Genomic DNA, 22,514 nt, shown 5'->3' on the forward strand with positions numbered 1-22,514 from the left:
GTGCGAACGGGGGTTCCATGGGTGTGAGTCGGAAATTGCAGCGCTCGCTGATGGCGGGCGCGTCGGCCGCCCTTGTCGGGATGGTGCTTGGGCCGACCGCCCAAGCCCGTGAGATCAAGGCGACAGACGCGAGCGCGATCGAGGAGCTGGTGGTCACCGCCGAGCGCCGCGAAGCGACGCTGCAGCAGGTTCCGCTCGCCGTCTCCGCCTTCTCGGGCGAGGCGCTGCGCGCCGGGCGCCTCGACGGTCCGCGCGACCTCCTGCAGGCGGTTCCGAACGTCAACTATTCGCGCTCCAACTTCGGCGGCTACAACCTGTCGATCCGCGGGATCGGTTCGAAGTTCATCGGCCTGTCGGGCGAATACGGCGTCAGCATCCACGAGAACGCCACGCCCTTCACCTTCAGCCGGCTGGCGGACGCCGAGTTCTTCGACGTCGAACGGGTCGAGCTGCTGCGCGGCCCGCAAGGCGCCCTCTACGGCCGCAACGCCACCGGCGGGGCTCTCAACGTCATCACCGCCCGCCCCGCCGACACCTTCGGCGGGCAGGCGAGCGCGGAATACGGGAACTACAACTCCGTCCGCCTCCAGGGCGCCTTGAACATTCCGCTCAACGAGATGATGGCGGTGCGCTTCGCCGGCTTCGTGCTCAAGCGCGACGGCTTCACCACCAACACCGCGACCGGCCGCCACGTCGACGACCGCGACATCGGCGCGTCGCGGCTGAGCTTCCGGCTGCATCCGAACGAGACGCTCGACCTCAATGTGATGTGGGAGCGGTTCGACGAGAAAGACAGCCGCTCGCGCGTCGGCAAGCCGCTGTGCATCAAGGATCCCGGCCCCAGCGCGCTCGGCGCCGTGCCCGTGCTCGGCGCCAACCGCGGCTTCCTGAGCCAGGGCTGCCTGCCCGGATCACGCCGCCAGGACGCCGCCTACGGCACGGTCAACTCGGCCGCGACGCTGGGGGGCCTGTACCTGCCGCTGACCGGCCTCGCGCAGGGCGACCTGTTCGCCGGCCAGATGCAGGACGCCCACCTGCGTCGCATCGAGTCCGCCCTCGACCCGGTCTATGCAGTGCACACCAACTTCTACCAGATCGACGCCAAGCTGCGGGTGAGCCCCAAGCTCACCTTGGAGTCGCTCACCGGGTTCAGCTACGACCGCAGCTCGTCCTACCAGGACTATCTGCGGGTCGTGCCGGACATCGCCTATTCGGCCAGCGCCCTGTTCCCCGGCGGGTTCGTCAACGACCCCCAGGTCGGCAGGAGCAACACCCTTCGCTCGTTCGACTACTACCCGACCCAGTCCAAGGAGTTCACCCAGGAGGTGCGGCTCTCTTCGGTGACCGGCGGCGCCTGGGATTTCAACGCCGGCGCCCTGCACCGCGAGTACTCGGTCCTCAGCCACTATTACGTCTTCTCGAACGGGCTGACGGCCTTCTCCCAGCTGCGCGACATCCTCGCCGGCTTCCCGAACACCTATCCCATCTACATCGACCCGGGCTTCCCGGCCGACGGCAGCGGCCACAACTACTACGACAACCAGTCGGTGAACCGGGCGCGCTCGAACTCCATCTTCGGCGAGATCTATTGGCGGCCCGCCTCCGGCCTCAAGCTGACGCTCGGCCTGCGCACCACCCGCGACCACAAGGAGAGCGAGCCCAGCGCCGTCACCCTCCTGGCCCCGCCCACCCTGGTGGCGACGCCGCCGGCGTCCGGCCAGCGGCCCAACCCGGCGTTCAACGGCGGGATCGGCCATCCCCCGGCGCCGCGGCTGGTCCGCAACGACCAATCGACCACCGGCCGGCTCAACCTCGACTGGACGCCGAAGCTGAGCTTCACCGACCGGACCATGGTCTATGCAAGCTATTCGCGCGGCTACAAGGCGGGGGGCTTCAACACGCCTTGCGACCTGCAGAGCCCCGGTTGCGGCTCGGTGCCGACGACCTTCGCCCCGGAGTTCGTCGACGCCTATGAGATCGGGACGAAGAACGTCCTCGCCGGCGGCCGCCTGCTCCTGAACCTGACGGCCTTCCACTACGACTACCGCGGCTACCAGGTCTCCTCGACCATCAACAAATCCTCGGTGAACCAGAACATCGACGCCCGGATCGACGGTCTTGAGTTGGAAAGCGTCTGGGAGCCCGTGCAGCGCCTGCGCTTCAACCTCAGCGCGGGCTGGCTGAAGACCCGCATCCGCGGCGGGACGGTGCTGGACACCTTCGACCGCGCCCAGGGCGACCCGCGACTGGCGATCGTCAAGGCGCAGGACGGCGCCAACTGCCTCGTCAATCGCGCCGCGCTGGCGAGCCTCGTCGCCATCCAGCAACGGTTGCCGGGCGCGCCGACCGTCGCAGGCATAACCGGCAATCCCTCGGCCCTGCTCGGCGCCTGTTCGGGGCTCTATTCGTCCCTCGGGCTCTACGACTACGCCGGCATGAACGTCACCACCGCCCCGATCGCCGTGGATCGCAGTCCCGCGCCCAACGCCATCGTCAATGTCGGCCAGGGCGTGCTCGCGAACCTGGACGGGAACCGCCTGCCCAACGCGCCGGACTGGACCCTCGCCGTCGGCGCCCAGTACGGCTGGGAGGTCGAGGGCTGGCTGGCGACGCTGCGCGGGGACTACTACCGCCAGGGCGGCAGCTACGCGCGGATCTTCAACACCGGGGGCGACAAGCTGCGGGGCTATCAGATCGTCAACGCCACCCTGACCATCGCCAGCCCGGGCCGGCGCCTCGACGTGCAGCTGTTCGTCAAGAACCTGACCAATTCCCAGCCGATGACCGACGCCTATCTGACCGACGACTCCTCGGGCCTGTTCACCAACACCTTCACCCTCGAGCCGCGCACCTATGGCGTGGCGGTGACCCAGCGCTTCTGATCGCGGATCTTGCGCCCCCGGCGTCGATGACCTAACCGCTGGCGCGGATCTTCCGGAGGGGGAACATGGCCGAGAGCAAGTCCGCGCCGTCGCTGGACGCCGTCCGCGCGCGGATCGACGCCATCGATTCCGAACTGCTCAAGCTGGTCGACGAGCGCTCGGCGCTCGCCCGGGACGTCGCCGCCGCCAAGGTCGCCGCCGGCGACGCCGACCGCTTCGGCCTGCGCCCGGGCCGCGAGACCCAGGTGCTGCGCAAGCTGCTGGCCGTTCGCCGCACCGCCGCCCGTCCGGCCCTGGTCGTGCGCATCTGGCGCGAACTGATGGCCGACAGCCTCAGCCTGCAGGGCCCCTTCCACATCAGCGTCTGGGGCGGCCGCGATCCGGGCCGCGCCATGGAGCTGGCCCGCATGCGTTTCGGCGCCGCCCCCCCGGTCCGCCAGGTCGCCAAGCCCGAAGACGCCCTGGCCGCCGCCCGCACCCGCGGCGGCGTCGCCGTCCTCGCCCTCACCCCGGACAGCGCCTGGTGGGCGAGGCTGCTGGCCGAACCGAAGCTGAAGGTCTTCACCACCCTGCCCTGCCTGGCCGCCTGGGGGCCGCTGGCGGGCTTGGGCGTCGCCGAGGTCGAGGTCGAGCCCACCGGCGACGACCGCACCTTCTGGGTCACAGACGCGACCCAAGGCGCAGGCGCCATCATCGAGGCGCTGAGCCGCGACGGCGTGGCCGCCACCCTGCTGCTGGAGGGCGGCGGCCTGAAGCTGTTCGTCCTCCCCGGCTTCTACCAGGCCGACGATCCGCGCCTGGCGCGCGCGCCGGGGCGGCTTTCCGGCGTCATCGGGGCTGCGCCGGCGCCGCTGGACGTGTAAGAGGCGGGCCTCAAGCCTGTCTCAAGGCTCCGTTCTCCTTACGGTTCTGCAGATGTCCGGATCTTTCCCGCCCGCCGATCGCGGGCGCGCCTCGCGCCCCCTCCCCAAGCCCGGCATCCTGGACATCCACGCCTACGTCCCTGGCAAGGCCAAGGCCGAGGGCGTCGCCAACCCGATCAAGCTGTCGGCCAACGAGAACATCCTGGGCTCCAGCCCCCAGGCGCGCGAGGCCTACGCCGGCGCGGCGAACGAGCTGCATGTCTACCCCGACAGCCGCACGACGATCCTGCGCCAGGCGATCGCCGAGCGCTACGGCCTGGAGCCGGAGCGGCTGATCTTCGGCTGCGGCTCGGACGAGGTCTTTCAGCTGCTCAACCAGACCTTCCTCGAGCCCGGCGACAACATCGTCCAGGGCGAGTTCGCCTTCGCCGCCTTCGCCATCGGCGCGCACGCCTGCCAGGCCGAGGTGAAGATCGCCCGCGAACCGGACTACCGGATCGACGTCGACGAGATCCTCAAGGTGGTGGACGAGCGCACCCGCCTGATCTTCCTGGCCAACCCCGGCAATCCGACCGGCACCTGGATCCCCTTCTCCGAGGTTCGCCGGCTGCACGAGGCCCTGCCTCCCAGCGTGGTGCTGGTGCTGGACGGCGCCTATTCCGAATTCGTCACGGATCCGACTTTTGAGGATGGGCTCCAGTACGCGCGGACCACCGACAACATCGTCGTCACCCACACCTTCTCCAAGCTGCACGGCCTGGCCGCCCTGCGGGTGGGCTGGGGCTATGCGCCGCTTGAAATCGCGGTCGCCGTCGACCGCATCCGCCTGCCCTTCAACACTTCGATCCCGGCCCAGCGGGCGGCGGTCGCCGCCCTCGCCGACGACGACTTCCAGCAGCGCTCGATCGCGCTCGTCGACCAGTGGCGGCCCTGGCTGGAGCAGCAGCTCGGCGGCCTGGGCCTCGACGTGGTGCGCCCCTCCGCCGCCAACTTCGTCCTGGTGGGCTTCCCCAAGGTCGCCGGCCGCACGGCGATCGAGGCCGAAGCCTATCTGGCGTCCAAGGGCTTCCTGGTGCGCGGGGTCTCCAACTACGGCCTGCCCGACCACCTGCGGATCACCATCGGCCTGGACGAGCACAACCACGCCGTCCTCGACGCCCTGGCGGACTTCCTGAAGCGATGAGCCCCCAAGCAGCGAATGGCCTGATCTATCCAAAGCTCGCCGTCATCGGCTGCGGCCTGATCGGCTCGTCGATCATCCGCGCCGCCCGCGCCGCCGGCGCGGTCGGCGAGGTCTCCGTCGCCGACGCCTCGCCCGAACATCGCCAGAAGGTCCTGGAGCTGGGCTACGCCGACCTGGTCACGGCCGACCCGGCGGAGGCGGTGCGCGACGCCGATCTCGTGGTCCTCGCCACCCCGGTCATGGCCATGAGCGGCGCCTTCGCCCAGGCCGCGTCGGCGCTCAAGCCCGGCGCCACGGTGACCGACGTCGGCTCCGTGAAGGCCGCCGTGGTCGAAGCGCTCAAGCCCCTGGTCCCCGAGGGCGTCTTCCTGGCGCCCGGCCACCCGATCGCCGGCACCGAATACTCCGGCCCCGAGGCCGGCTTCGCCGAGCTGTTCCAGAACCGCTGGACCATCCTCACGCCGCTGCCGCGCGAGGACGATCCCTACCTGGAGGCCGTCCAGCGCCTGGTCGACTTCTGGCGCGCGCTGGGGGCCAATGTCGACCGCATGGACGAGAAGCACCACGACCTGGTGCTGGCCGTCACCAGCCACCTGCCCCACCTGATCGCCTACAACATCGTCGGCACCGCCGCCGACCTTGAAGAGGTCACCCAGGCCGAGGTGATGAAATATTCCGCCGGCGGCTTTCGCGACTTCACCCGCATCGCCGCCTCCGACCCGACCATGTGGCGCGACATCTTCCTGGCCAACAAGGATGCGGTGCTGGAGATCCTCGGCCGCTTCACCGAAGACCTGCAGGCGCTGTCCCGGGCGATCCGCTGGGGCGAGGGCGACAAGCTGTTCGAACTCTTCACCCGCACCCGCGCCATCCGCCGCGGCATCGTCGCCGCCGGCCAGGAAACTCCCGAAGCCAACTTCGGCCGGGATCATCGGCAATAAATCCCGCTCATCCCGGCGAAGGCCGGGTGAGGAGAGTGAGAGCAGCGCCGGGGCTGCGTTCAAGGCGATGCGGCCTGGGGGTCCGTCGGATCCGGATCGGCGGCGGCTTGGACCGCCGGCGGACCTGTCCAGTTCAGCATCTCGAAGGGCGAGCCCGCAGCGCCGCGGCGAACCTCGCCCTTGGCCCAGGCCTCCTCGGCCCAGCGGCTCCAGTCGGGCGCGAGGCCCAGGTCGCGGCAGACCCGGGCGATGATCTCGCCGGCGCCGTACTGCTGCAGGTCGCCGTAGATGTCGTCGTGTTCGAGACGCTCGCAGGCCTCCTCGGCCAGCCGGTCGACCTCGTCTTCGTCGTCGACCTCGGCCGCGATCACCCGATCGAGGACGCGCGTAATGCGATCCTTGTGGTCGCGAGCGGCTTTCTTGTCGTCGGCGGCGCGATGGCGGTGCGCCGCCTCGCTCAGCGCCTGGATGTCCCTGATCACCTTGGACTGCAGGGCGACCGTCAAGCGCACGGCGCGCGAGACCCGCGCATAGGCGAGCGCGAGATCGGGCCGCGCCTCGAGCGGCGCGCCCGGCGTCGTCGCCTGCCGCTCGACGTGGGTCGCCAGGTTCAGCCCCGCCTCGGCCAGCCGGCCCAACACCGCCAGCTGCCGGTCCATCACCGCGCGCAGCTCGGCGAGCTCCTGGCGTTCGGTCTGGCGGGCGGCGGGGGCGGTCATTCGCGAACAAACCACGAACGATTTGCGGTGGTCGTCAAGAGGGCGTGAGGATCGGGACGTCCCGAACGCCCCCTCACCCGCTTCGCGGGAGCTCCCCCGCAAGCGGTGGAGCATCTTGCGCCGAGATCCTCCACCGCGCAGCGGGGGAGGTGGATCGCGCTCACAGGCTTGGACGGTTGGCCGTTGAGGACCGAGCGCGAGACGGAGGGGGCGTTGGGCGACCTCGCCAGCAGCCCGCGACAGAGCAGCCCTTAGTTCATGGAGGCAAGGGTTGCTCTGGCTTTCTACGAATGCAGGAGGACACTGAGCCCCTGCGAGGTTCGCGCCGCCATCTCCTACGCCTGTCATCAGAGCCGGGTCAGCGCAGGCGCGAATGTCCGGTTGCTGGCCTGGAACTCGTTTCCGCTCACGACCCTTCTGCGACGTCCGACATCGCCGTGGACGATGTCCGACTTCGCCAGCCAAAGCGGACATTGCCTGACGGCGCGCGGGTGCCGGGAACGTTTTGGCGCAGGCCAGACATCGGCAGCGGGCCGGCTCTGTGGCCGAGCCGATCGGATCAGACGCCGCCTGATCTGCGCTGGTCGGCCAGAGGCGGCGAGACCTTCCCGCTGTCCGGCAGCGGGGTGAACTCGTGGTCGTCGCCGTCGGGAAGCTTCATGCGCCCGGCCTTCCAGTCCTCGGCGGCCTGGCGGAGGCGGTCCGGCGAAGACGACACGAAATTCCAGTAGAGGTAGCGTTCGCCAATCGGCTCTCCGCCGAGCACCATGACGGTGGAGGGGCAAACGGCGCGCATGCGCGACGCGTCTTGATTCAGGACCGCCATCTGGCCGCTCGCGACAGGTGAGCCGCCGATCTCGATCTTGCCGGTTGCAACATATACGGCGCGTTCGCTGTGACCTGCCGGGATCTCCGCGACGGCGCCTGCACCCAAGTCGAGATGGGCGTAGAATAGCGGTGAGTGGGTTCGGGCGGCGGCGGTCAAGCCATAGGCGCTTCCGGCGATGAGGTGACCTCGCACGCCAGCGGCTTGCCAGGATGGCAGGTCATCCCGCTCATGATGTGAGAAGGCGGGGGCAGTCTCTTCATCCTCGATCGGCAAGGCGACCCAGGCCTGGATGCCATGCAGGCGGTCGCCGACGGCCCGAACCGTCTCAAGGCGCTCGCTGTGCGTGATTCCGCGGCCCGCCGTCATCCAGTTTACCTCCTGAGGGCGGACGGGCTGCCGACAGCCGAGGCTGTCGCGATGCATCATCTCTCCTGCGAACAGATAGGTGACGGTCGAAAGGCCGATATGCGGGTGCGGTCGAACATCGACGTCGCGACTCATGCCGGCCGCGATGTCGACCGGTCCGATATGGTCGAAGAAGATGAACGGCCCGACCATCCGCCGCTGAGCGAACGGCAACACTCTGCCGACCTCGAGACCGCCGCCGAGGTTACGACGCCGTTGGTCGATCACCATCTCAATCACTTCGATGTCTCCGGTTGGCGCGCCGAGGACCTGGGCTCAGCGCCAGCTCGGCGAAGGGGTGTGAGATCGAGCACGCAAGCCAGGGCATCGGGCAGATCGCAGGCCCGCGAACTGCCCGATCCTGGTTCACACTGGGCTTGGATAGGCGCCCACGCCCTGCGCGGTCGAGACGGGCGTGTTCAGCAGTTGCTGCTCCCAGAGATAGGCGATGCCGCTGCCGCCCATGTGCGAGATGAGCACTTCGGTCAGCTCTTCGACGTGCTCGGTGCGCGCCCAGTCCCGCTGCCATTCGCCAGCCAGAGCCATCCAGGTCATCATGTTCGCGCCAGCAGCGATCATCCGCTGAATGGCGACCTGGTGAGACTCGGTCGAGCTTCCGCCCGATGCGTCGGTAATCACGGTCACGTCCCAGCCTTCGCCGAGAGCCTGGATGACAGGCATCGCGACGCAGACTTCGCTCCACAGGCCTGCGATGATCAGTTGCTTGCGGCCCGTGTCCTTGACCAGATCCACCACCTTCTCGTCCTGCCAGGTGTTGACCCAGGTCCGGTCGATCACTTCCTGGCCCGGGAAGACGTCGGTAATTTGCCTGAAGAGCAGGCCGCCCCGAGCCGCAAGCACGCTGGTGAGGATCGTCGGAACATTGAATGCCTTCGCCAGCTTCGCCAGCGCGGTCACGTTGTTGATGACAGCCTGAGGATCATGGCTGTTCAGGTTCGCAAGCTGAAAGGGCTGGTGATCGATCAGAAGGAGGACCGAGTCCTCGGGGCGGAGTAGCGAATCCAGGCCGTTGCGGAAGGTCATGATGATCTCTGCTGTTGAGCTAGGGGCGGGGAATACGACGGCCGCACAAGGGCGGCGGCCGGACATTGGCATCCCCCATTCCGCTGCGATATGACGTAAGAGCGGTACGCCGTGTCCCGCTTTGAGGAACGCCGACTTGGAGATCGAAGACTTTCGAACGTTCGTGGAAGTCGCCGACGCCGGCGGGGTCTCTCAGGCCTCACGTCGTCTCGGGATCGCCAAGTCGATCGTGAGCCGACGGCTACTTCGCCTTGAGGCGGAGCTCGGCGTGCAACTCCTGACGAGGACCACCCGCGGTGCCGCTCTAACCGAGGCCGGAGCAGCTTTCAGGCATCACGCCGCGCGCATCACAGCCGAACTCGACCTGGCGCGGGAAACGATCCTGCCGGAGGGCGAACTGCGGGGGCAGCTACGCATTTCGGCCCCTCTGACCTTCGGACCCACACACTTCGCGCCGGCTTTCGCCGAGATGGCGCGCCGACATCCGCAGCTGAGCATCCGGACCTGCTACACGGACCGATTCGTCGATCTTGTGGCGGAGGGCTTCGACTGCGCGATACGGGTCGGGTATCTCCCGGATTCCAATCTGATCGCACGTCGCATTGCGCCGATTCTCGGCAAGCTTGTCGCGAGCCCGGCCTACATCGAGGCGCACGGCGCGCCTGAAACCCCGGATGAGCTCGTCCAGCACGAAGCTCTCATGCAGGGCACGGAAGCCTGGTCGTTCCTTGACGGCGATAGGGTCGTCACGGTCCGGCCCCAAGGGCGGTTCAAGGCCGACAACGCCGCCGCCTTGGTCGAGGCATGCCTCGCCGGCATCGGGCTCGCCTGGGTCCCGGACTACTACATCGACGAGCACGTGGCGGCCGGTGCGCTGGTCCCGGTGATGACGCGCTATCCGCCGCCGCCGGCGGCGGCCTATGTCCTGCGGCCGCCGGGGCAACATCCCGCGCGCAAGATCCGCCTGCTCACCGAGCTACTGATCGAGTACTGCAACCGGCCTAAACGACGCCCTGGAACGAGCGGCTAGATGCCGAGGATGCCTCGATAGGTCGGATGTACGACGTCTGCATGTTCGGGATGCTTCTGCAGATAGGCTGAGAAGTAGGGGCAGACCGGAAGGATCACCAAGCCGCGCAATTTCGCGTCGGCGATCACGTGCTTGGCTAAGCGGCTAGCCAGCCCCCGACCTTCGAGCTGCTGAGGAACCAGGGTCTCCGTGATCATCAGGTTCGGAGCGTTCAGGTTGTACGTGACAACGGCCATCTCGCCATCGACCGCAAGTTCGTAGCGGCGGCTCGCGGCATTGTCGCGGATCTCTGGCTCGGTCATGAAGTCTCCGGGGCTAAGGCGGCCGGGTCGCCGACGCAGGAGGCGCCATGGCTCGACCAGGTCACATGCGGGGTAGTGGGCTGGCGCCGATGGAGGGCTTCGGTCGAACGCGCCCCCGTCGACGCTCAGGACGGCGCCCGTGATCATGCTCGCCACGGGACTCGCAAGGGCGCGCGTAGCCCGCGGCTCTCGGTGCGTTTGACGACCGCTTCGGCCTTCTGGGCGGCGCGCTGTGAAGTAATGGCGACGTCGGCGCCATCTTCAGCCAGAAGCTGTGCGTTGGTTGCCCCGATACCGCGGGAGCCGCCCAGCAAACAGAGCGCGCTTGCCCTTCAGACCGATCATTCGTCTACCCTTGCCGAGGAGGAGGCCGGCCCTGGGGATCTCCACGCTACATCTCAGCGGGCACCCTATGCTCAGGCGACCAATTTAGCGCGCCTGATCGCGTCCGTTTAGTTCCGGGAAGTGGCAAACGGCGTCGCAAGATGGGGAACGCGGAGTTCTGCGTCGGAACTAACGGAAGCGTGCCGCCGGCTGTCCGCTGCGACGGCAGGTTCAAAGTGGCTTGTAGCGTGTGAGCGATGGGCAGCCGCAAGCCGGTGCGTGTAGGACCTCAACTGCAGCTCAAGGTCCGGTCATGGCGCCGCCCAGGCGTAAGCCATGCGCTCAGAGTGGCGGTCGCGTTGGTCCGGATTGTGATCTCAGGTCGGACGTTCGTCCGCCGAACGGCCGACGGGCGAGATCCACCCCCACCAGGCTTTCGCGACGTCCGGTTCCCGGCCGCAACCTCAGGGTAGGTCGCGACCCCTAGGCGAGGTTCGGAGGGCCGCTTGTCGGCGCTCAGCTCCGCGGTATCATCCGACGGCTCGCCAATCGGGAAAGGTCCTGCATGATTGGAATCCTGGTGTTGGTTGCCTTCGCTGCAGCTCAGGGCGCTGTTGTCTTTGCAACCGCGTGGCTGGCGTTGCGCTTGCTCAAAACGTCGGGCGGCGGGGCTAAAGCTATCGCGATGGCCATGTCATTCGCCGGTTGGGTGACCGTCACACTTGTGGGCTACTTCATGCTGGGCGGCGACGGCGGCTTTATGGACGGATTTGGTTTCGTCTTGTCCCTTTGTCTGAGCGCGCTCGCGAGCTCGCTTATCTACATGCTCGCTTGGATATCGCGCCGCCGCGCTCAAGGGACCTAGGTCCTCCTTCCACCCTGAAGCGCGGTTCGCAATGTCCGCTGCCTGTCGGCGCCTCGACCCGTCGCGGACGTCCGGGCTTACACGGTGCTGATCAAGCCGAAGGCTCTGCGCCAGGCTTGAACCGCTGCATGATGACCGGCCCCTTGCGTGAATATGAGCAGACGTAGCCTTCCGCTTCCGCCGTACGCCAAGCGTAGCCTTTGCTGCCTTTCGGGCACAAAGACCATTTTCGGCGAACCTGTGCGTTCCCTAGCCCGGCGGCCTCTAGCTTGTTCATCGCGGCCTGCAAGTGCCGGGGGCCCTGGGTCTTCTCGTGCCAGATGCCGAACAGGATCATCGCCAGCACGAGTGCACAGGCGAGGGCTATGTCAGCGGGGCTTCCTGGGCGGATGACGCCCGGCCGCTGCGGAACGGGCCTCGGTCGACCGCTGGCGACATCTCGCAGGGGATCGCCCTTCAAGTGTTCCTCCGCAACTTCGCGCGAGGCGCACAATCGCCGAGCATTCACTAAGGTCGTCTTTCCACCCTGAAGCGCCGTCGGCAATGTCAGCTTCCTGGAAGGGACCGCATGGGATTTCGGTGACACTGTCTGAATTATAGCCCCCGCCCAAGATTGCGACTAACGCCAAGAGATCGCAGCAACGCGGGCCGTGCGAAGCTGTTCTCGGCTGACGGATTGCCTCAGGCGCCCAGCGAAGTTTCATACAGTGTCACCGTAATGCTCCGGCTTCCCTGCTCGCCCGTCCTCTGGTCATCTGCTCTCATGGCGAGGACTGGCGGAGCCGAAGATGAGCTCATTCGACTTTCCGAAGATCATCGCGGCTGCGGCCGCCAGCACGCTGGGGGTGCTGTCGCTGGTCATCCTGGCGGTGGCGCTTCTCGCCTACGGCTTCTTCAAGGGCTCGGGCGACAAGGTGAAGGTCGGCGTCTTCGCCGCCATGCTGGTGGCCGCGGTCGGCTTCGGCGTCTCGGTGCTGCGGCAGAGCCAGACCGCGAGCGCGGCTTCGCCGCCGCCTGTCGCGGTGGCGAGCGCCGGAAACACGACGGCGCCTCCTGCCGCGACCGCATCGATCGCCCCGCCGGCGACGTCCACCCCCGCTGCCACCTCGAAGCACGACATCTCCGGGACCTGGCGCGACGACGACGGCTTCACCTACGCCTTCAAGGTCGCGGGCGATCGATTCAGCTACGAGCAACTGCAGAACGGCTTCCACGCCGGCTCCGGCGAAGGGACGATCGACGGCCGTCATCTCAGCTACGCCTACGTCGACGACCGCACCCACGACCGCGGAACCTGCGCGGGCGACCTCTCGACCGAGGGCGGCCGCATCGATGGAAGCTGCGGCAACGGGAAAAATTCCTGGGGCTTCAAGATCGTCCGCTAGGCCTGACCGGCCGAAGGCGCCGGGTTCAGGAACCCCGCCACCGTCTCGATCGCCTCGACCAGGCTGACCCGCTGGATCTCCACGCCGGCCGGCAGGCCTGAGAACAGCCGCGTCGGCGAGGCGGCGTCCAGCATCACGAACACGCCCTTGTCGTCAGCCCGTCGGATCAGCCGGCCGAAGGCCTGGGCGATGCGGCCGCGGGCCACCGCGTCGTCGTAGTTCTTGCCGCCGAACCTTGCCCGGCGGGCCTTGTGCAGGATGTCCGGCCTGGGCCATGGCGCGCGGTCGAACACCAGCAGCCGCAGCGAGCGGCCGGGCACGTCGACGCCATCCCGCACGGCGTCGGTGCCCAGCAGGCAGCTGTCCTCCTCGGCGCGGAAGATGTCGACCAGCGCGCCGACCTCCAGCGGATCGACGTGCTGGGCGTAGAGCGCCAGGCCCTTGTCCGCCAGGGGCGCGGCGATCCGCTCGTGCACCGCCTTCAGCCGGCGGATGGCGGTGAACAGGCCCAAGCCCCCGCCGCCGGCCGCCAGGAAGAGCTCGCGCATGGCCGCCGCCACCTGGCGGGCGTCGTCGCGCGAGACGTCGGTCACCACCAGGGCGCGGGCCTGGGAGGCGTAGTCGAACGGCGAGGCGAGCTTCAGCGTCTTCGGCCGCTCGGGCAGCCGGGCCGCGCCGGTGCGCATCTCGGCCAGGGCGAAGGGGTCGTCCAGCGTCGGATCGGCCAGCGTCGCGCTGGTCACCAGCACCCCATGGGCCGGCGCGATCACCGCATTGGTCAGCGGCTCGGTCGGGTCCACCCAGTGGCGGCGACAGGCGGCGTCCACCACCCGGCCGTAGAGGAAGGTGGCGTCGAACCAGTCGACGAAGTCCGGATCGTCCTCGCTGTCCTCGTCGATCGCCCGCAGCATCGAGCGCCAGGCCGGCAGGGTCATCCGCGCCCGCCGGTCTAGTCCCCTGAGAGCGCCCTCAATTCTGGCCCGGTCGGAGGGCTGCAGGGTCCCGGCCTGGTCGTCGAGCACGTCCTCCAGCTGGCGGGCCAGCGCCAGCAGCGGCGCCTCGATCTTGGCGATCGCGGCGGCGGCCTCGCGCGCCGTCTCCCGCACCAGGTCCAGCGCGGGCCGGGCCGCGCACTCCATGCCGATGTCGGAGCCCGCGGAGCGGGCGCGCAGCTGTTCCAGCACCGCCACCAGGAAGGCCTCGATCGGACCGATCGGGTTCACCTCGCCGTTCGGCGGCGCAATCCGGCCGGACCAGCCCTCGCCCGGCAAGGCGGCGGCGCCGCGCGTCGCATCGTGCAGCGCGCGCTGGGCGTCCTCGTAGTCGCCCAGCACCTCCATCAGCCTGGCTTCGAGCCCACGACCCCGCCGGCCACGACCCTCCGGCCCGCGGATCCAGCGGCGCAGCTCGGCCGCTTCCGCGCCCGAGAGCTGCGCCGAAAAGGCGCTGTCGGCGGCGTCGAACAGGTGGTGGCCTTCGTCGAAGACGATCCGCTTCAGGAGGCTGGTCTCGCCGTCGGCCTTGGAGCCGCGTGCAGCCCGCGCGCCGTCGAAAGCGGCTTGCGTCAGCACGAGGGCGTGATTGGCGATGACGATGTCGGCGCGCCGGGAGCCGCGGATCGCCTTCTCGACGAAACAGCTTCGGTAGTGGGCGCAGCCGGCGTGGATGCACTCGCCCCGCCGGTCCACCAGATTGGCCGCGCTCGCCTGGGCCGCCGGGGCGATGTGGAACAGGGTCGGCAGCCAGGCCGGGAAGTCGCCGCCGGTCATGTCGCCGTCGCGGCTGACCCGCGCCCAGCGCGCGGCCAGCCCCAGGCCCACCAGGTCGCCATTGCCCAGCTGCGCGGCGTTGGTCGCGTCCTGAAAGTTCAGCAGGCAGAGGTAGTTCTCGCGCCCCTTGCGGACCACCGCCTTCTTCGCCCGCACCTTGGGATCCGGATAGATGGCCTGGCTCTCGCGCTCGATCTGCCGCTGCAGGGCGCGGGTATAGGTCGAGACCCAGACCGACGGCCCGTTGGCCTCGGCCCACAGCGAGGCCGGCGCCAGATAGCCCAGGGTCTTGCCGACGCCGGTGCCGGCCTCGGCCAGCATCATCCGCGGCTCCCCTTCCCGCTCGCGCGGCAGGAAGGCGAAAGCCGCCTCGGCGGCGAACTCCGCCTGGGCGGGACGGGCTTCGGACAGGCCGGCCTGGGCCAGCAGGACCTTGAGGCGCTCGGCCGCCGCGACGGGGTCGATCGGCCGCGAGCCGGCCTCGCCGGGCGGGGCGTCGGCCTCCCATTCGGTCAGCCGGCTCCAGACGTCGAGGCCTGAGCTGCGGAACATGTTCCCGACCGGCGCCGAGCGAAGCGCGCCGACCACGGCCGCCCCCCAGGACCAGCCGGCGCGGGCCAGCGTTTCGGCGACCGCCAGGGCCTCCTCCCGCGACGGCTCCGGCGCGGTCGCAAGCTCCGCCAGCAGCACCTTGCACGCCTCGCGCAGGGCGGCGGCCTGGGCCGGCGCGCCCTTCGGTTCCGGCAGACCCAGGGCCTGGGCCAGGCCGGCGGCCGAGGGCGCGCAGAACCGCGCCGGCCGCACGAAGGCGAAGAGCTCGAGGGCGTCGAATATGCGCGGGTTGCGCGGCGGGGCCGGCACGGCGAGCCGTCGCGCCGTCATCGCCGAATGGGCCAGCAGCACCGACCCGCGTTCGAAGAGGTCGCGCGCGTCGGGCGCCCGCAGCGCCCAGTCGCCGGAGGCGTCGGCCACCGCCGCCCGCGGGCCCGGCAGGACCACCAGCGCAGGCGCGAGATCGAGACTGACGGCGGGCGCGTTCACGGCTCCAGGGCTAGCCCTATTCCCCTCGGAACGAAACAGAAACCGACGCTCGGCGGGGCAGATAACCGCAACATTCAGCCGCGGTTCAGGGAAGCCCGCGTAACCTTTGCTTAACCATGCCGTTTTGGTGGGGACGAACGGCTCAGGAGGTTGAACCATGCGTAAGACATTGACCGCCGCCCTCGCCGCCCTGACGTTCGGCGGCGCCGTCGCCGCGACAGCGCAGCCGGCCGCGGCTCGGCCTCACGGGGGCTGGAACCACGGCGGCTACCGCTACGACCACCGTCACCGCCACCACGGCAACGACGCCGGCGTCGCCATCGCCGCGGGCGTCGTGGGCCTGGCGCTGGGCGCCGCGCTGGCCAGCGATTCCGGCCGCCGCGGCTATTACGACGGCGGCTACCGCCGCAGCTACGGCTACTCCAGCTACTATGGTCCAGGTTACGGCTACTCCAGCTACTATGATCCGGGTTACGGCTACTACGACGACGGCTACCGGGTCTGCGAGAGCAGCCGCCTGGTCTGGGATCCCTACATCCGCCGCCGGGTCGAGGTGCGCAGCCGCTACGCCTGCTAGTCGTCATCGCCCGCCGGGCGACGACGGAGGCGAATGGAAACGGAACGGGAACGTGCTATAGGCGGAGGCGATGGCTGACGCCGCCGGTCCCGCCTCCGACCTCCTGCCGCCCCGGTTCCGCGACTGGTTCGAGCGCCGCGGCTGGGCGGCGCGCGCGCACCAGCTGGCCATGGTCGAGAAGGCCCGCGAGGGGCGCGACACCCTGCTCATCGCCCCCACCGGAGGCGGCAAGACCCTGGCAGGTTTCCTGCCGAGCCTGATCCAGCTCGCCGAGCGGCCGCCCGCCAACATTCACCCCGGCCTGCACACCCTCTACATCTCGCCGCTGAAGGCCCTGGCCGTCGACGTCGAGCGCAACCTGACGGCCCCGATCGTCGAGATGGGGCTGAACGTCACCGCGGAATCGCGCACCGGCGACACCGGGATCTCGCGCCGCCAGCGCCAGAAGGTGAAGCCGCCCGACATCCTGCTGACCACGCCCGAGCAGCTCGCCCTGCTCTGCGCCTGGGAGGGCGCGCGGCTGTTCTTCGAGAGCCTCGACTGCGTCATCCTCGACGAGATCCACACCCTCCACGCCTCCAAGCGCGGCGACCTGCTGGCCCTCGACCTCGCCCGCCTGCAGCAGTTCGCCCCCAAACTGCGCCGGGTCGGCCTGTCGGCGACGGTGGACGATCCGGAGGTGATCAAGCGGTGGATGGGCTACGCGCCCCCTCAGTCAGCTTCGCTGACAGCTCCCCCGCAGGCGGGGGAGCAGCTGGACCTCGCTCCTCCCCCGTGCAACGGGGGAGGTGGATCGGCGCGAAGCGCCGAGACGGAAGGGGCGTTCCCGACGGTCGACCTCGTCACCGGCCCGGCCGGCGCCCCGCCGATCGTCGAGGTCCTGCTCTCCGACGGCAAGGTGCCCTGGGCCGGCCACACCGCCCAGCACGCCATGGAGGAGGTCTACGAGGTCATCAAGCGCGCCCGCACGGCGCTGGTCTTCGTCAACACCCGCTTTCAGGCCGAGTTCGCCTTCCAGGAGCTCTGGCGGCTCAACGAGGACAGCCTGCCGATCGCCCTGCACCACGGCTCGCTGGCGGCCGAACAGCGGCGCAAGGTCGAGGCCGCCATGGCCCGCGGCGAATTGCGGGCTGTTGTCTGCACCTCGACGCTGGATCTCGGCATCGACTGGGGCGACGTCGACCTGGTCATCCAGCTGGCCTCCCCCAAGGGCGCCTCGCGCATGGTTCAGCGGATCGGCCGCGCCAACCACCGGCTGGACGAGCCCAGCCGCGCCCTCTTCGTGCCCGCCAACCGCTTCGAGATGCTGGAATGCCAGGCCGCCCGCGAGGCGATCGCCGAGAACGCGCTGGACGGCGAGCCGTCGCGCACCGGCGCCCTGGATGTCCTGGCCCAGCACGTCATGGGCTGCGCCTGTTCCGAGCCCTTCGACATCCTGGCCTTCTACGACGAGGTCCGCGCCTGCGGCCCCTACCGGGACCTGGCCTGGGAGGACTTCGAACAGGTCGTCGATTTCGTCTCCACCGGCGGCTATGCGCTGAAGACCTACGACCGCTTCCGCCGGATCGTGAAAGGTCAGGACGGGCTCTGGCGGGTGCGCAACGCCCAGACCGCCCAGCGCCATCGCCTCAACGTCGGCGCCATCGTCTCGCCGGCCATGCTGTCGGTGCGCATCGCCGGTCGCCGCGGCGGCGTCGGGCGCAAGATCGGCGAGGTCGAGGAGGGCATGCTGGAGATGCTCGACCCCGGCGACACCTTCGTCTTCGCCGGCCAGGTCTGGCGGCTGATGGGCGTGACCAACCTCGACGTCCTGGTCAGTCCGGCCGCGGACAAGGACCCGAAGATGCCCTCCTGGGGCGGCTCGAAGTTCGCCCTGTCCACCTTCCTCGCCCGCCGGGTGCGCCAGCTGATGTTCGACGAGCGCCACTGGGCCGTGCTGCCGGGCGACGTGCGCGAATGGCTGGAGATGCAGAAGGCCCGCTCCCGCATCGTCGGCGCGGACGAAATGCTGCTGGAGACCTTCCCGCGCGGGAAGCGCAACTTCATGGTCTGCTACCCCTTCGAGGGCCGGCTCGCCCACACCACGCTCGCCATGTTGCTGACGCGCCGGCTGGAGCGTCTGGGCGCCGGCCCCCTGGGCTTCGTTTGTAATGACTATGCTCTCGCAGTCTGGGCGTTGCAGCCGCTCGACGGCCTCGACTTCGACCGGCTGTTCGACCAGGACATGCTGGGTGACGACCTCGAGGACTGGCTGGCGGAGAGCTTCATGATGAAGCGGGCCTTCAAGGGCTGCGCGGTGATCGCCGGCCTGATCGAGCGACGCTTTCCCGGCGAGCAGCAGAAGACCGGCCGCCAGATCACCTTCTCCACCGACCTGATCTACGACGTCCTGCGCCGCCACCAGCCGGACCACCTGCTGCTGCGCTGCGCCCGGGCCGATGCGGCGACCGGCCTCATCGACGTGGCGCGGCTGGCGCAGATGTTGACGCGCATCCGCGGGCGGATCCGGCACGCCCCGCTCGACCACCTGTCGCCCTTCTCCGTCCCGATCCTGCTGGAGATCGGCAAGGAGCGGTCGCCGGGCGGCGCGGGCGAGATGATCCTGGCGGAGGCGGAGGAAGACCTGATCGCAGAGGCCCTGGCGTGAACGCTGTCGCTCCCAGCTTCGTCTACGACTTCGCCGTCGCGACCTGCGGCTCGCTGCGCACCACCGTGGCCGCCGCCGAGGTGATGCTGCGGCCGTCCGGCGCCCTGTGGCTGGCGGCCGAGGCCTGCCTGGTCGTCGCCGACCTGCACCTGGAGAAGGGCTCGTCCTATGCCCGCCGCGGCCAGATGCTGCCGCCCTACGACACCCGTGAGACCCTCGGACGGCTGGAGGCCGAGGTCGCCGCCCTGGCTCCGCGGATCCTGGTCTTCCTCGGCGACACCTTCCACGACCGCACGTCGGAAGAGCGGCTCGACGCGGCGGACGCCGCGCGGATCGCCGCCCTCGCCGGCGGCCGACGCCTGATCTGGGTGGTCGGCAACCACGACGCCGACGGGCCCAGGGCCCTGCCGGGGGAGCGGGCGGCGGAGCTCACGATGTCCGGCCTCGCCCTGCGTCACGAGCCGCGCGCGGGCGTTCAGTCCGGCGAAGTCTCCGGTCACCTGCATCCGGCGGCCAAGGTGCGCAGCGCGCGCGGCGCGGTCCGCCGCCGCTGTTTCGCCACCGACGGCGAACGCCTGATCCTGCCGGCGTTTGGGGCTTACGCCGGCGGCCTCAACGTGCGCGACGCAGCCTTCGCCGGCCTCTTCACCCGCCCCCTGCTCGCCGGCGCCCTCGGCCGCGACCGCGTCCACGCCATCGGCTGGCGCTCACTGGCGGCGGATTGAGCCGACCCGCAGGCCGCCCGACGTCACCGGGCGAAGACCGCCAGCCGTTGGGCCGTGCGCGCGTCGAGGTCGCCGGTCACGGGCAGCTTCTGGTCGCGCTGATAGGCGGCGACCGCCGTCGCCAGCCGCGTCGACCCCAGGCCGTTCGCCGGGCCCTGGAAGTAGCCGAGCCGGCCGAGGATCCGCTGGGCGGCGACCACGCTGACGGAGACCGAAGGCTGGCTGGCGGCCGCCTGGGCGCTGGCCTCGCCGGTCCGCGCCGTGAAGGCGGCGACCACCCCATCGGCGGCGGCGCGTTGCTGGGCGCTGAGCTGGCCCTGCAGGGTCTCGGCGTTGGTGCGCGCCTGGGCGTCGCCGCCGGCCGCGGCGACCGAGAACCAGATGTAGGCCTGGGCCGGATCGCGCGGGACCCCGCTGCCGGACTGGTAGAGGAGCCCGAGATTGTATTGGGAATCGACGATCCCCTGCTCGGCCGCCGCCCGGAACCAGCGCGCCGCGCCGGCCAGGTCCTGCGTCCCGCCTTCGCCGCGGAAGTCGAACAGGGCGAGGTTGTGCATGGCCGCGGCGTCGCCGCCCTCGGCCGCGCGCTCCGTCCAGCGCCGCGCCTCGGCGAAGTTCTGCTTCACCCCGTGGTCGCCGGTCTCATAGAGCTTGCCGAGATAGAACTGGGCCGGCGGATGGCCGGCCTCGGCGATCGCCTTGAGCTTGGCCAGGGCGCCGGGCTCGCCCGACTCCACGCCCTTCGCGGCCTTGGCGAAGGCGGTCAGCAGGGCGTCGGCGAGCTGGGCCGGCGGACGCGCACGATCCGCCTCGCCCAGCGCCGGCGTGATCGAGCCGAGCGCCTGGGGCGCAAGCGCCACCGCGGCGCGGGCCTCGGGCTGTTCGATGGCGGCGGCTTCGGCCGGCCGATCGGACGGTCCCTGCATCAGGACGACGCCCGCCGCGCCGACGCTGAGGAAGGCGGCGCCGCCGGCCACCAGGATGGCGGTCTGCAGGGTCGAGCTCGGTCCGCGCCGCGGACGCATGCCGAACAGGCTGGCCCCGAAGGCCGGGCGGTTGGAGCGCCAGTTGGCCTTCGCCTTCACCTGCAGCCGCTCGGGCTTCTCCTGCGGGGCGGCGGCGCGAGCGGCGGCGCGCGCCTGCTCGATCACCTCGCGGGTGGACAGCGACCGCACGACCTCGCCGTCCGCCGGCGGCTCTGGCTGGTCGAGACCGAAGAGATCCTCCTCCGGCTCGGGGATCGGCGCATAGTCCTCGTCCGACTCGAAGCGACCCATGTCCGGGCGACCCATGTCCAGACGGGACGGGGCGAACGGCGGCGGCGTGGCCGGCAGGGCGTCGACCAGATCGAGTTCGTCGTCCTCGGCCTCCTCGGCGCGGGAAAACAGCTCCGGACCGAAGGCCGCGGCGGAGGGCGCCGGCGGGGCTTGCGCCGTCTCGAACGCCGGCTCGCCGGCGGCTTCCGTCGCCGGCGCGATCGCCGATGGTTCGACCACGGACGATTCGAGCGCCGCCGAAGCAGCCGCCGGACGCGGCGCCTCGCCGAGCCGCTGTTCGAGCCGGCTGTGCGCATCCTCCAGCAGCAGAGCCGTGCGCGCCTCGCTCTCGCGGATCCGGTCGGCGAGATCCTGGGCCGTGCGCTCCTGACTCTGGGTCATGCGCTCGGTCACGCGGCCGACCTGTTCGCCGACGTCGTCGATCGCCTCGGCGGCGCGGCGCTCGGAGAGGAGCAGCCGTTCGCTGAGCTTGTCGGTGATGCGGCCGAGCTCGGTGCTCAGCCGTTCGAGCGCCTGGGCCTGGGCCTGTTCGGCGCGGCCGAAGCGAGCCTCCATGGCCCCGGCGACGCGGGCCATTTCGCCGCCCACCTGGGCGATGGCCTCGGCGTTGCGATCCTCGGAGCTCTGCAGCCGACGGTTCAGCGTGTCGGCCATGGTGAGCACTTCATGGCCCATCTTCTGGATGGCCCGGGCCGAGCGTTGCTCCGCCGCCTTCACGTCGGCGGCGAGTTCGGCGAACCTCTCGTCCACGCGGCCGCCGTCGACCGCCTTCAGCCGCTCCGACACCTGGACGCGGGCGGCGTCCACCTGTTGGATCAGAGCCTGGGCCAAGGCCTCGAAGCGCTGATCCTGGCCCGCGCCGCCGCCCTCGACGGTGCGCAGGCGCGAATCCAGAGCCGCGAACGAGCGGCGCAGGGTGTCGAGCGCCTCGGCGGTGTGGCCCTCGGCGGCCGCCAGCCGTTCGCCCAGCCGCTGGACGACCTCGTCCATGAACTTGGCCGGGTCGGTGATCCGCGTCTCGGCCCGCTCGAGCCGGGCTTCCAGCGCCGAGACGCTTTCGCGCGTGCGCCCTTCGGCCTCGTAGAGCTGTCCGGCCATGCGGCCGACGGACTGCTCGATCGCCCGCAGCGCCTCGGTGGAGCGCGGGCCCGCGGCGTCGCTCTCAAACCGGCGCAGCCGTTCGCCGATCCGCGCCTGTTCACCGCCCATCAGCTCGACGGCGCCCTCGAAGCGCGTCGCCACGGCCAGGCTTTCGCGTTCGGCGGCTTCGATCCGCGCCACCGCCTGGCGCACGGTGTGCTCGACGCTGGAGACGGCGAGGCCGGTGCGGGTCTCGGAGGCTTCGAGCCGGTCGGTCAGGCGATCCAGCGCATGGGCGACCCGGGTCAGTTCGTCGTTGTTGCGCGACGCCGGCGCCGGGGTCTCCGCCACGAGGCGCGGCCGCGGCGCATCGGTGAAGGCGCGCGGCGGCGGCTCAGGGGCCGCATAGGGGGCGGAATCCGGCGCGGACAGATCGCCGCCGGCTTCCTCATCCTCGAGGATGACACGATTGAGCCACTCGCCCAGCGTCATGCCCGAACGACGAGCATGGTCCTTCGCGACCTCACGCGCCTTCGGGTCTATTCCCTTAACGCTCCAGGGCGCCCCCGCACTCATCGAATCGATCTCCCCCTGCCCGTCAAGGCTACGCACCGAATTCTTGGGGT

General features: G+C 70.0%; 17 protein-coding genes. 10 read left to right on the forward strand and 7 right to left on the reverse strand.

All coding sequences use genetic code 11. The features are described 5' to 3' along the window. Positions 1–35 precede the first annotated feature (35 nt). From ACSQ2B_RS13620 to ACSQ2B_RS13635, 4 genes are all read left to right on the forward strand, one after another. The gene (locus tag ACSQ2B_RS13620; RefSeq protein WP_436050567.1) at positions 36–2,882 is read left to right on the forward strand and encodes a TonB-dependent receptor; all 2,847 of its coding nucleotides are present in this window, start codon (positions 36–38) and stop codon (positions 2,880–2,882) included. Positions 2,883–2,947: 65 nt separating this feature from the next. Next, entirely contained in the window at positions 2,948–3,745 is a 798-nt protein-coding gene (locus tag ACSQ2B_RS13625) for a chorismate mutase (protein WP_436050569.1), read from the forward strand. Positions 3,746–3,797: 52 nt separating this feature from the next. Beyond that, on the forward strand, positions 3,798–4,928 hold the full coding sequence (gene hisC / locus ACSQ2B_RS13630) for a histidinol-phosphate transaminase (RefSeq protein WP_436050571.1): 1,131 nt from the start codon (positions 3,798–3,800) through the stop codon (positions 4,926–4,928). Continuing rightward, positions 4,925–5,869 carry a prephenate/arogenate dehydrogenase family protein gene (locus ACSQ2B_RS13635; protein WP_436050573.1) on the forward strand — a complete coding sequence of 315 codons (945 nt, stop codon included), beginning with the start codon at positions 4,925–4,927 and terminating at the stop codon, positions 5,867–5,869. The genes hisC and ACSQ2B_RS13635 overlap by 4 nt, the downstream gene beginning before the upstream one ends. 59 nt (positions 5,870–5,928) lie before the next feature. Here the strand turns inward: ACSQ2B_RS13635 and ACSQ2B_RS13640 are convergent, their stop codons facing one another. The 3 genes from ACSQ2B_RS13640 to ACSQ2B_RS13650 form a co-directional block, all read right to left on the reverse strand. After that, positions 5,929–6,588 carry a hypothetical protein gene (locus ACSQ2B_RS13640; protein ID WP_436050575.1) on the reverse strand — a complete coding sequence of 220 codons (660 nt, stop codon included), beginning with the start codon at positions 6,586–6,588 and terminating at the stop codon, positions 5,929–5,931. Between the two features lie 559 nt (positions 6,589–7,147). After that, positions 7,148–8,062: a pirin family protein gene (locus ACSQ2B_RS13645; RefSeq protein ID WP_436050577.1), complete on the reverse strand. Its 915-nt coding sequence runs from the start codon at positions 8,060–8,062 to the stop codon at positions 7,148–7,150. Positions 8,063–8,188: 126 nt separating this feature from the next. After that, entirely contained in the window at positions 8,189–8,866 is a 678-nt protein-coding gene (locus ACSQ2B_RS13650) for a hydrolase (protein ID WP_436050579.1), read from the reverse strand. Positions 8,867–9,002: 136 nt separating this feature from the next. Here ACSQ2B_RS13650 and ACSQ2B_RS13655 point away from each other — a divergent pair, with 136 nt between their 5' ends. Continuing rightward, positions 9,003–9,896: a LysR family transcriptional regulator gene (locus ACSQ2B_RS13655; RefSeq protein WP_436050581.1), complete on the forward strand. Its 894-nt coding sequence runs from the start codon at positions 9,003–9,005 to the stop codon at positions 9,894–9,896. On the opposite strand, the gene ACSQ2B_RS13660 is transcribed toward ACSQ2B_RS13655, so the two are convergent. Together ACSQ2B_RS13660 and ACSQ2B_RS13665 are read right to left on the reverse strand one after the other, a co-directional pair. Further along, positions 9,893–10,198, reverse strand: a complete 306-nt coding sequence (locus ACSQ2B_RS13660; RefSeq protein ID WP_436050583.1) for a GNAT family N-acetyltransferase — start codon at positions 10,196–10,198, stop codon at positions 9,893–9,895. The two genes, ACSQ2B_RS13655 and ACSQ2B_RS13660, sit on opposite strands and share 4 nt — an antisense overlap. Before the next feature lie 143 nt (positions 10,199–10,341). Next, positions 10,342–10,512: a hypothetical protein gene (locus ACSQ2B_RS13665; protein WP_436050585.1), complete on the reverse strand. Its 171-nt coding sequence runs from the start codon at positions 10,510–10,512 to the stop codon at positions 10,342–10,344. Positions 10,513–11,087: 575 nt separating this feature from the next. Between ACSQ2B_RS13665 and ACSQ2B_RS13670 the strand changes: the two genes are divergently transcribed. Continuing rightward, positions 11,088–11,387, forward strand: a complete 300-nt coding sequence (locus tag ACSQ2B_RS13670; RefSeq protein WP_436050587.1) for a hypothetical protein — start codon at positions 11,088–11,090, stop codon at positions 11,385–11,387. A 788-nt stretch (positions 11,388–12,175) separates the two neighbouring features. Then, positions 12,176–12,772, forward strand: a complete 597-nt coding sequence (locus ACSQ2B_RS13675) for a hypothetical protein (protein WP_436050589.1) — start codon at positions 12,176–12,178, stop codon at positions 12,770–12,772. Here ACSQ2B_RS13675 and ACSQ2B_RS13680 read toward each other — a convergent pair. Then, positions 12,769–15,582 (reverse strand): ATP-dependent DNA helicase, encoded by a 2,814-nt coding sequence (locus ACSQ2B_RS13680; protein WP_436050591.1) that lies wholly within the window; start codon positions 15,580–15,582, stop codon positions 12,769–12,771. The genes ACSQ2B_RS13675 and ACSQ2B_RS13680 overlap by 4 nt on opposite strands. Before the next feature lie 157 nt (positions 15,583–15,739). Here ACSQ2B_RS13680 and ACSQ2B_RS13685 point away from each other — a divergent pair, with 157 nt between their 5' ends. The 3 genes from ACSQ2B_RS13685 (at position 15,740) to pdeM (ending at position 19,531) form a co-directional block, all read left to right on the forward strand. Continuing rightward, positions 15,740–16,159 (forward strand): hypothetical protein, encoded by a 420-nt coding sequence (locus ACSQ2B_RS13685; RefSeq protein WP_436050593.1) that lies wholly within the window; start codon positions 15,740–15,742, stop codon positions 16,157–16,159. 70 nt (positions 16,160–16,229) lie between these two features. Continuing rightward, positions 16,230–18,806 carry a ligase-associated DNA damage response DEXH box helicase gene (locus ACSQ2B_RS13690; protein ID WP_436050595.1) on the forward strand — a complete coding sequence of 859 codons (2,577 nt, stop codon included), beginning with the start codon at positions 16,230–16,232 and terminating at the stop codon, positions 18,804–18,806. Continuing rightward, positions 18,803–19,531, forward strand: a complete 729-nt coding sequence (gene pdeM, locus ACSQ2B_RS13695; RefSeq protein ID WP_436050597.1) for a ligase-associated DNA damage response endonuclease PdeM — start codon at positions 18,803–18,805, stop codon at positions 19,529–19,531. The genes ACSQ2B_RS13690 and pdeM overlap by 4 nt, the downstream gene beginning before the upstream one ends. Positions 19,532–19,554: 23 nt before the next feature. Here pdeM and ACSQ2B_RS13700 read toward each other — a convergent pair whose 3' ends face one another. Beyond that, entirely contained in the window at positions 19,555–22,464 is a 2,910-nt protein-coding gene (locus tag ACSQ2B_RS13700) for a peptidoglycan-binding protein (protein WP_436050599.1), read from the reverse strand. Positions 22,465–22,514 lie beyond the last annotated feature (50 nt).

Source organism: Phenylobacterium sp. LjRoot225, assembly GCF_964252855.1.
In the GTDB taxonomy this organism is placed as follows: domain Bacteria; phylum Pseudomonadota; class Alphaproteobacteria; order Caulobacterales; family Caulobacteraceae; genus Phenylobacterium.